Consider the following 8,097-nt stretch of genomic DNA (forward strand, 5'->3'; position numbering starts at 1 on the left):
CAATGTCCAGTCAAGTAATCCACGGTGACGCTCATGGTCATGACCATGGGCACGACGATCACCACCACGACTCGGGCCAGATGACCGTACTTGGTTTCTGGCTGTACCTGATGACCGACTGCATCCTGTTTGCGTCGCTCTTCGCCACCTACGCGGTGCTGTCCGGCGGTTTCGCCGGCGGCCCGTCGGGTCACGACATCTTCCAGCTCGACTTCGTGCTGGTTGAAACCGCGTTCCTGCTGCTGTCCTCGATCACCTTCGGCTTCGCCATGCTGAAGATGTTCGACGGCAACAAGGCAGGTGTATTGGGCTGGTTGGCTGTGACCTTCCTGTTCGGTGCTGGCTTCATCGCGATGGAAATCTATGAGTTCCATCACCTGATCTCTGAGGGTTACGGCCCGCAGCGCAGTGGCTTCCTGTCGGCGTTCTTCGCGCTGGTCGGTACCCACGGTCTGCACGTGACTGCCGGTCTGATCTGGATGGCGATCATGATGTATCAGATCAACAAGCACGGCATCACGCCGACTGCCAAGACCCGCATGAGCTGCCTGAGCCTGTTCTGGCACTTCCTCGACGTGGTCTGGATCTGCGTATTCACCGTCGTTTACCTGTTGGGGGTTCTGTAATGGCTAACGCACACGACACTCATCACGAAGGTAGCCACGGCAGCGTCAAGTCGTACATGGTCGGTTTCGTACTGTCGATCATCCTGACTGCGATCCCGTTCGGCCTGGTCATGTTCCCGACCTTTCCGAAGAACCTGACCGTCCTGATCGTGGTGGCCATGGCCGTCATTCAGGTAGTGGTACACCTGGTGTACTTCCTGCACATGGACCGCTCGAAAGAGCAGCGTTCCAATGTGTCGACGTTCCTGTTCACCATTCTGGTAATCGCGCTGCTGGTCGGCCTGTCGCTGTGGATCATGTTCAGCATCCACTTCGAAATGATGGCCAAGTGAGGTAAGACTGCATGTCACTGAAGCACTTTATCCAAATCACCAAACCGGGGATCATTTTCGGTAACGTGCTTTCCGTGGCAGGCGGCTTCTTCCTTGCCTCCAGCGGGCATGTGGATTTCGCCCTGTTCCTGGCGGTGGTGCTCGGTACCTCGATGGTGGTGGCGTCCGGTTGCGTGTTCAACAACTGCATCGACCGTGACATCGACATCAAGATGGAGCGCACCAAGAACCGCGTGATGGTCCAGGGCGGCATGTCGCTGCCGCTAGCGCTGATTTACGCCACCCTGCTTGGGCTGGGTGGTTTCAGCTTGCTGTACGTGCAGGCCAACCCGTTGGCGGCGTACTGCGCCCTGATCGGGTTCGTCGTCTACGTCGGTTTCTACAGCCTCTGGCTGAAGCGCAAATCGGTGCACGGCACCTTGGTTGGCAGCCTGTCCGGTGCCATGCCTCCGGTGATCGGCTACTGCGCCGTGAGCAACAGCTTCGACCTGGCTGCAGTGACCCTGCTGGTGATGTTCAGCCTGTGGCAGATGCCGCACAGCTTTGCCATCGCGATCTTCCGCTTCAAGGATTACAGCGCTGCCAATATTCCGGTTCTGCCGGTGGCGCGCGGTATCCTCGCGGCGAAAAAGCAGATCGTGCTGTACGTGCTGGCATTCGTCCTCGCTACCCTGATGCTGACCCTCGGCGGTTACGCCGGGCTCGGCTACATGGCGGTTGCCGCCGGTATGGGCCTGTACTGGTTGTACATGGCCTGGGGCGGCTACAAGGCTGAAGATGACAGCAAGTGGGCGCGCAAGGTATTCGGCTTCTCTATCCTCACCGTGACCGCCTTGAGCGTGATGATGTCGGTAGACAGCCAGACTGCTGCTGACGTGTTGATGACTTACGCCCGCTGAAGACATCTGTTGTGAAGAAGCCCTGGCCGTGTGTCGGGGCTTTTTTTTGCCTTGAGGATGGCAGTTCTTCCGCCTGCTCGGCGCCGTCTCACACGCCATATGGTGTGCCTCCCTAGTCCCCAGGAGACATCCAGATGAGTATATTTACGGCCTATTTCTGTGGCACCGGTTCCACCCGCTATGACACCGCCAACCCTGATTTCTGGAACGGCGAACTGGTCTCGACGTTGGCCCACAACGACCAAGGCCGGCTCTGGGCTGAGCAAATTGCTGTCGATGGCCCAGGCAGCGGCAACCTGCAGGACGATGACCTGTTCGTCAAGCCAGGCAGTTATTTCAACTGGACCGGTCAGCTGTTTGGCCGCGGCTGGGAAGAAAACGTCGCCCACGTGGTGCAGGTGATCAAGGGCAAAACCAACTGGCAGCGCACCAAGCTCAGCAAAGAAGAGTACGAAGACCTGAAGAAACGCGGGGTTGAGGTCCCGGATGCCGAGGCTGGCTCTTCGTGGTTCTGGCGTACGTACGACTATGGCGACAGCTTTGCCAAGCAAGAGCTCTATCAGGGGATCATTACTCGCTTCCGCAAACCGCTGATTCCGACCCAGATCAATCTGGTCGGCTGGAGTCGCGGCGGCATTAGCTGCCATATGCTCGCCAATGCCTTGGCCAGCGACCCGGAACTCAAGCACATTCCGGTCAACATCTTTGCCATCGACCCCGTACCCGGGGTAGGCAATATCGACAAGCGCCGCGTACAGCTGGCCAGCAATGTGAAGGAGTACGTCGGCTTCTACTCGCGTGACGAGCGTTCAAAAGGCTTTGCCTGCGTTATACCGAGTGTGGCCGCGGCTACTCGCATCCACGTCTTCCCTATGCACGGTCGGCATGCCACGTTGGTCGGTAACGCTTCGGTCGATGGTGCCGGCGGTGGCAAGCACCTCGATGAGCCGGGCTTGCTGGTACGCCATTTTGCCGAAGTCTGCCTGACCCGTTGGGGCGTGAAGCTCAACAACCGGCTGCAGCTCAGCGACATCCAGTTGATGCAGTATCACAAGGAAATGATCGCAGAGAACGAGCGCTACACAGCGATGCGCAAGAAGTCCTACACGGTGGTGACAGAGGGCAGTGCAGCAGACCGCTTTGTTCACTTCGGCACCGATGAAACGTCCTTCAGCAAGGTTACCGGCAGTGCATTCAAGCCCAGTGAAGGCTTGGCATTGGAGCGGGTAACCGTAGACAGCTACAAGGTACTACGCTGATCGAGCTGGCTGTTCAGCGCGCGCCACTGAGCAGCCGCTTCTGAGCAATTGTGTAATACGCCTGAAAATATATAAAAAAACAGAAAACTATCCTTTGCAGATAAATCATTTCGGCATTATTGTCTGATCTGGCCGCTACAGCGGCTAACGTCGCTCGGACGGTTCCGGGCGCTTACGTCTTCGAGGTACACATGGCCGACCAAGGTTCGCCGCGCCGCTTTGCGCGCATAGATCGTCTCCCGCCCTATGTTTTCAACATCACTGCCGAGCTGAAGATGGCTGCCCGCCGTCGTGGCGAGGACATCATTGATCTGAGCATGGGCAACCCCGATGGCGCCACGCCGCCGCACATCGTCGAGAAGCTGGTGCAGGTTGCCCAGCGTGACGACACTCATGGTTACTCCACCTCGCGCGGCATTCCGCGCCTGCGCCGGGCGATTTCGCGCTGGTATCAGGACCGCTATCAGGTCGATATCGATCCTGAGAGCGAGGCCATCGTCACCATTGGCTCGAAAGAGGGCTTGGCGCACTTGATGCTGGCTACCCTTGATCATGGCGACACGGTTCTGGTGCCCAACCCCAGTTATCCCATCCACATCTACGGTGCCGTGATCGCCGGTGCACAGGTGCGTTCGGTGCCGTTGGTGCCGGGGGTGGATTTCTTCACTGAGCTTGAGCGGGCGATCCGCGAGTCGATCCCCAAGCCGAAAATGATGATCCTGGGCTTCCCGTCCAACCCGACTGCGCAGTGTGTCGAGCTGGATTTCTTCGAGCGTGTGGTAGCGCTGGCCAAGCAATACGACGTGCTGGTCATCCACGATCTGGCCTATGCCGACATTGTCTACGACGGCTGGAAGGCCCCTTCGATCATGCAGGTGCCCGGTGCCAAGGACATCGCGGTGGAGTTCTTCACCCTGTCCAAAAGCTACAACATGGCCGGCTGGCGGATTGGTTTCATGGTCGGCAATCCAGAGCTGGTCAGCGCCCTTGGGCGGATCAAGAGCTATCACGATTACGGCACCTTCACCCCGCTGCAGGTAGCGGCCATTGCCGCCCTTGAGGGTGATCAGCAATGCGTGCGCGACATCGCCGAGCAATACCGCCAGCGCCGCAATCTGTTGGTCAAGGGCTTGCACGAGCTGGGCTGGATGGTCGAGAACCCCAAGGCCTCGATGTACATCTGGGCGAAGATACCCGAGGCGTACGCACACCTGGGCTCGCTGGAGTTCGCGAAGAAGCTGCTGGCCGAGGCCAAGGTCTGCGTATCGCCAGGGATTGGTTTCGGCGATTACGGCGATGACCATGTGCGCTTTGCCCTGATCGAAAACCAGGACCGCATCCGTCAGGCGATTCGTGGCATTCGCCAGATGTTCCGGGCGGATGGGCTGACCGCCAAGTAACCTCTTCGTACGCTCAACAGCCAACCGACATGCCGCCGATCAGCGGCATGTTTTTTTTCATATACCCTCTTCTCAGCCACCCCCGGTTGGATCAACAATGGCGCCGCGGGCCAAGCCCCGATAACAACAACTCTCCCTCCCTGGCGATCATGTCCGAATATAACCCTTGCCTTGACTGCGGCGCGTGCTGCGGGTACTTCCGTGTGTCCTTCTTCTGGGGCGAATGCCAGTCATCGGGCGGTGTCGTGCCGGACGATCTGGTGGTGCAGATCACCCCAAGCCGGGTCGCCATGATCGGCACCGACGCCAAGCCGTGCCGCTGCATCAGCCTCGATGGCGAGATTGGCAAGCAGGTGGGGTGCAGCATCTACGCCAACCGTTCCACGCCCTGTCGCGAGTTCGAGGCGTCCTGGGTCAATGGCGTGCACAATCCCAGTTGCGACGCAGCCCGTGCTGCCTATGGGTTACCGCCGCTGGAGGCCAACGAGCCGCACTGGCCAGATGAAGGCGCCGAGGTGGCGTGATTGCACTGGGTTGAAAATGCCCGGTGACCCTGGGGTCCGACTGACGCTAGACTGTCATCTTTCCAGCGATGGACAGGAGGTCCGGCGTGACCCAGCCCCGCAGTTTCCCCTCTGACTTGCTCCTTGAAAGCCCGCGCCTGCAACTGCGCCCGATGCGTCATGCCGACGCCGCGCAGTGGTTGGAGATGATGGCCGACCCGCAGGTCATGCGTTACTGGCACCACGCCCCGTGGCAGGACCTGGCCGAGGCGCAAAGCGCTCTGGCGGCAGACCGCGAAGCGTACGCCAAGGGCGAGCAACTCAAGCTTGGCATGTACCGGCGCGACACCGGGGCGCTGATCGGCATGGTCCAGCTGTTCAACATCGACGACGTCTCCCGCCGTGGCGAAATCGGCTATTGCCTAGCCAGCAGCGTGCAGGGCCGCGGCTACATGGACGAAGCACTGACCTGCTTTATCGATTACCTTGCGCACACGCTGCACCTGCGCCGCCTGGAAGGTGAAATCGACCCGCGCAATCAGGGCTCGGCACGTACCCTCGAGCGTCAGGGCTTTGTCCTTGAAGGCACCCTGCGGGCACGTTGGTGCGTGGCGGGGGAGTTGTCCGATTCGGGTATCTACGGCTTGTTGCTGGAGCCACCGGTTGCCTGATATGACGGTGAATGACGGTCGGGTGAACGCCGGTCGCCCTTGGTTCCTCCAGTTGCCCACGTTCTATATCGCCCTGAGCCTGTTGCTGTTCCTCTGCAGTCTGGCGTTTGACGGTGTCTACCTGAGCGCCGGGCGGCATATGCCCGCCTTGCAGATCCTGCTATACGGGCCTTGGGGGATTCCGTTCGAGCACTACCAGTGGTTTGCCAATCCTTTGTTGGCCCTGGCCGTGCTCAGCCATCGGCGCTTTCGCCGGCTGGCACTGGTGCTGGGCCTCGCCGCGCTGTATCTGGCGGCGAGCAGCCTGGGCATCGATCGCCTGCCGGACAATCGCAGCTATGCCTTCCAGGACCTGATTGGTTTTGGCGCGGGCTTTTACCTGTGGCTGGCGGCAATCGCGTTGTTCTGCGCAGGGCAGGCCTGGTGGTGCTGGAAGGCCCGCAGTGCCGCGCAAATGCCAGGATGGCGCTGGCTCGACGTGGCCTTGATCGCCGCGTTGGGGGTGACGGTGTACGTGGCCACCGAAATGCCCTCGCTGCGCTTTCAAGTGGAAAGAGTGCTGGACCCGCCCATTCAACCGCAGGCCTTCTGACCGGTCGGTTGTCAGCGCGCAGTGCCCCACTGCACCAGCAGCATGCCGAGCACGATCATGCCCACGCCGGCCAGCCTGAGACTGTTGACGGGTTTTTCCGGCAGGCCCATCAAGCCCCATTGATCGATCAGCAAGGAGGACAGTACCTGCCCGGCGATCACGCAGACGATAAACCCGGCCGCACCCAAGCGCGGTGTGAGGATCAGCGCAGCAGTGATGTACAACACGCCTGCCAATCCTCCCAGCCAGGCCCACCACGGCGCCTGGGTCAGATTCTGCAGCTGCGGCAGCGGTGCCCGCAGCACCAGCAATGCCGGTATCAGCAGCATCAGGCTGACCAATAATGAAACCCCCGCGGCCCATAACGGATGCCCCAGCAGTCGGCCGAGGGCGGCGTTGCTGCCTGCCTGGAACGGCACAGCTGCGCCGGCCAGCAGGGCGATCAGCATGGGAAGCAGGACAGACAAGGTAAGTGCATGCGGCATTGGGATGCTCCTGAAGAAATCACTGGCTGCAGTCTGTGTTATCCATTTCAATGATGGAAATTCGAACTCCGCACAGTTGGTATTCGCTAGATGGATGATCTGCGCCGCATCGACCTCAATCTGCTGCTGACGCTAAACGCGCTGCTCAGTGAGCAGCACGTGTCCCGCGCCGCGTTGCGTCTGCATCGCAGCCAGCCTGCGGTGAGCCATGCGCTGGCTCAGTTGCGAGAAATCTTTGCCGATCCGCTGTTGGTGCGGCGTGGCGGCAGGCTGCAGCTGAGCCCTCGTGCGCAATCCCTGCGCGAGCCTTTGCAGCATGCGTTGCAGCAGTTGGACGGTCTGCTTGGCAGTCCTGGCTTTGAGGCCGGCAAATCGGGTCGTACTTTTCGCCTGTCGATGTCGGACTATGGCGCCAGGGTGTTGCTGCCCGGCCTGTTACGGCAGGTCCGCGAAGAGGCGCCCGGGGTCGACCTGGTGGTCTCGCAGGGCAGCCGGGAAGCCATGCTGGGGCAGTTGATCGACGGAGAAGTGGATCTGGCGCTCGGCGTGTTCCCCGATTGGCCGGCTGAAGTGCAGCGCCAGGTGCTGTTCGAAGAAAGTTTTGTCTGTGTGGCCGACCGCAGGGCCCTGCCGCAGCGCGCAGGGCTGAGCTTGAGTCAGTGGTTGCAGCGCCCCCACGTGCTGGTTGCGGTGCGGCCGGGCATCGACAATGAGATCGATCGCGCCCTGCAGCAGGTGGGCGAGCAACGGCGGATTGCCTTGACGCTGCCGCACTGGGGCGTAGCGCAGACACTGTTGGTTGGCACCGATCTGATACTTACGGTGGCGCGGCGTAGCCTCAGCGGGGCTCGTCTGGACCCGGCGCTGCGTATCTTCGCCCCGCCATTGGCCATCGCACCTTTTGCTTTTGCCCAGGCGTGGCATGCGCGCCGGGAAGGCGACGCCGGCCATGCCTGGTTGCGTGCGCGGGTGGCGAGCATCTGTCAGAACACAGAGTGAGCCGAGTGGGTTTGGTCTGATTGTTGCCGTTGCTAGCCGACCTTGGGTGGGGAAGTGCTAGGCTGGTCGCCGTCACTCATCCGCGAGACTTGCTCATGCGTAACCGCACCACTATCGCCATGACCTTGATCCTGGGTTGCTCGAGCGCAGCCGCGAGCGCCGACGACTTTTCCACCAGTTATACCGAGTGTATGGACAAGGCCTCCAGTACTGTTGCCATGAGCAGCTGTATCCATAGCGAGACCAGCCTGCAGGATCAGCGTCTGAACCGTGTCTACAAGCAGTTGCAGGCAAAGCTTGCAGGCGATGCGCAGAAGGCCTTGCGCACGGC

The 8,097-nt window shown here is 60.6% G+C and carries 11 protein-coding genes (1 of these 11 only partly in view); 10 read left to right on the forward strand and 1 reads right to left on the reverse strand.

What is annotated here, in order from left to right; all coding sequences use genetic code 11:
* Positions 1 to 2 precede the first annotated feature (2 nt).
* The 8 genes from K3F44_RS24195 (at position 3) to K3F44_RS24230 (ending at position 6,282) form a co-directional block, all read left to right on the forward strand.
* A complete protein-coding gene (locus K3F44_RS24195; protein ID WP_101316642.1) occupies positions 3 to 626 on the forward strand; it encodes a cytochrome o ubiquinol oxidase subunit III in 624 nt (207 codons plus the stop codon).
* Entirely contained in the window at positions 626 to 958 is a 333-nt protein-coding gene (gene cyoD, locus K3F44_RS24200; protein ID WP_150570092.1) for a cytochrome o ubiquinol oxidase subunit IV, read from the forward strand. The genes K3F44_RS24195 and cyoD overlap by 1 nt, the downstream gene beginning before the upstream one ends.
* A gap of 11 nt (positions 959 to 969) precedes the next feature.
* Positions 970 to 1,857, forward strand: a complete 888-nt coding sequence (cyoE, locus tag K3F44_RS24205) for a heme o synthase (RefSeq protein ID WP_103436097.1) — start codon at positions 970 to 972, stop codon at positions 1,855 to 1,857.
* 134 nt (positions 1,858 to 1,991) lie between these two features.
* Entirely contained in the window at positions 1,992 to 3,116 is a 1,125-nt protein-coding gene (locus K3F44_RS24210) for a hypothetical protein (RefSeq protein WP_220633111.1), read from the forward strand.
* A 191-nt stretch (positions 3,117 to 3,307) separates the two neighbouring features.
* Positions 3,308 to 4,516, forward strand: a complete 1,209-nt coding sequence (gene alaC, locus K3F44_RS24215) for an alanine transaminase (protein WP_101316650.1) — start codon at positions 3,308 to 3,310, stop codon at positions 4,514 to 4,516.
* A 149-nt stretch (positions 4,517 to 4,665) separates the two neighbouring features.
* Positions 4,666 to 5,040 (forward strand): YkgJ family cysteine cluster protein, encoded by a 375-nt coding sequence (locus K3F44_RS24220; RefSeq protein ID WP_101316652.1) that lies wholly within the window; start codon positions 4,666 to 4,668, stop codon positions 5,038 to 5,040.
* A gap of 86 nt (positions 5,041 to 5,126) precedes the next feature.
* Positions 5,127 to 5,690, forward strand: a complete 564-nt coding sequence (locus K3F44_RS24225) for a GNAT family N-acetyltransferase (protein WP_101316654.1) — start codon at positions 5,127 to 5,129, stop codon at positions 5,688 to 5,690.
* Between the two features lie 52 nt (positions 5,691 to 5,742).
* On the forward strand, positions 5,743 to 6,282 hold the full coding sequence (locus K3F44_RS24230; RefSeq protein WP_150570100.1) for a hypothetical protein: 540 nt from the start codon (positions 5,743 to 5,745) through the stop codon (positions 6,280 to 6,282).
* An 11-nt stretch (positions 6,283 to 6,293) separates the two neighbouring features.
* On the opposite strand, the gene K3F44_RS24235 is transcribed toward K3F44_RS24230, so the two are convergent.
* Complete coding sequence (locus K3F44_RS24235; RefSeq protein WP_101316656.1) at positions 6,294 to 6,767, reverse strand: DMT family transporter; 474 nt, start codon at positions 6,765 to 6,767, stop codon at positions 6,294 to 6,296.
* 90 nt (positions 6,768 to 6,857) lie between these two features.
* On the opposite strand from K3F44_RS24235, the gene K3F44_RS24240 reads away from it, so the two are divergent.
* A complete protein-coding gene (locus tag K3F44_RS24240; protein ID WP_220633112.1) occupies positions 6,858 to 7,766 on the forward strand; it encodes a LysR family transcriptional regulator in 909 nt (302 codons plus the stop codon).
* A 95-nt stretch (positions 7,767 to 7,861) separates the two neighbouring features.
* Positions 7,862 to 8,097, forward strand: partial view of a lysozyme inhibitor LprI family protein gene (locus K3F44_RS24245; RefSeq protein WP_259407017.1) — the 5' portion only. Its footprint extends 157 nt past the window's final position; only the first 236 of its 393 coding nucleotides appear in the window; it begins with the start codon at positions 7,862 to 7,864; the stop codon falls past the right edge of the window.

The sequence above is a fragment of the Pseudomonas sp. S07E 245 genome (genome assembly GCF_019599025.1).
Classification (GTDB): Bacteria; Pseudomonadota; Gammaproteobacteria; order Pseudomonadales; family Pseudomonadaceae; genus Aquipseudomonas; species Aquipseudomonas shirazensis.

Excerpts from the sequence above, each read along its gene's own strand:
- alaC (WP_101316650.1), top strand. The coding sequence starts at position 3,308 with ATGGCCGACCAAGGTTCGCCGCGCCGCTTTGCGCGCATAGATCGTCTC.
- K3F44_RS24235 (WP_101316656.1), bottom strand. The coding sequence starts at position 6,767 with ATGCCGCATGCACTTACCTTGTCTGTCCTGCTTCCCATGCTGATCGCC.
- K3F44_RS24220 (WP_101316652.1), top strand. The coding sequence starts at position 4,666 with ATGTCCGAATATAACCCTTGCCTTGACTGCGGCGCGTGCTGCGGGTAC.
- K3F44_RS24240 (WP_220633112.1), top strand. The coding sequence starts at position 6,858 with ATGGATGATCTGCGCCGCATCGACCTCAATCTGCTGCTGACGCTAAAC.
- K3F44_RS24195 (WP_101316642.1), top strand. The coding sequence starts at position 3 with ATGTCCAGTCAAGTAATCCACGGTGACGCTCATGGTCATGACCATGGG.
- cyoD (WP_150570092.1), top strand. The coding sequence starts at position 626 with ATGGCTAACGCACACGACACTCATCACGAAGGTAGCCACGGCAGCGTC.
- K3F44_RS24210 (WP_220633111.1), top strand. The coding sequence starts at position 1,992 with ATGAGTATATTTACGGCCTATTTCTGTGGCACCGGTTCCACCCGCTAT.
- cyoE (WP_103436097.1), top strand. The coding sequence starts at position 970 with ATGTCACTGAAGCACTTTATCCAAATCACCAAACCGGGGATCATTTTC.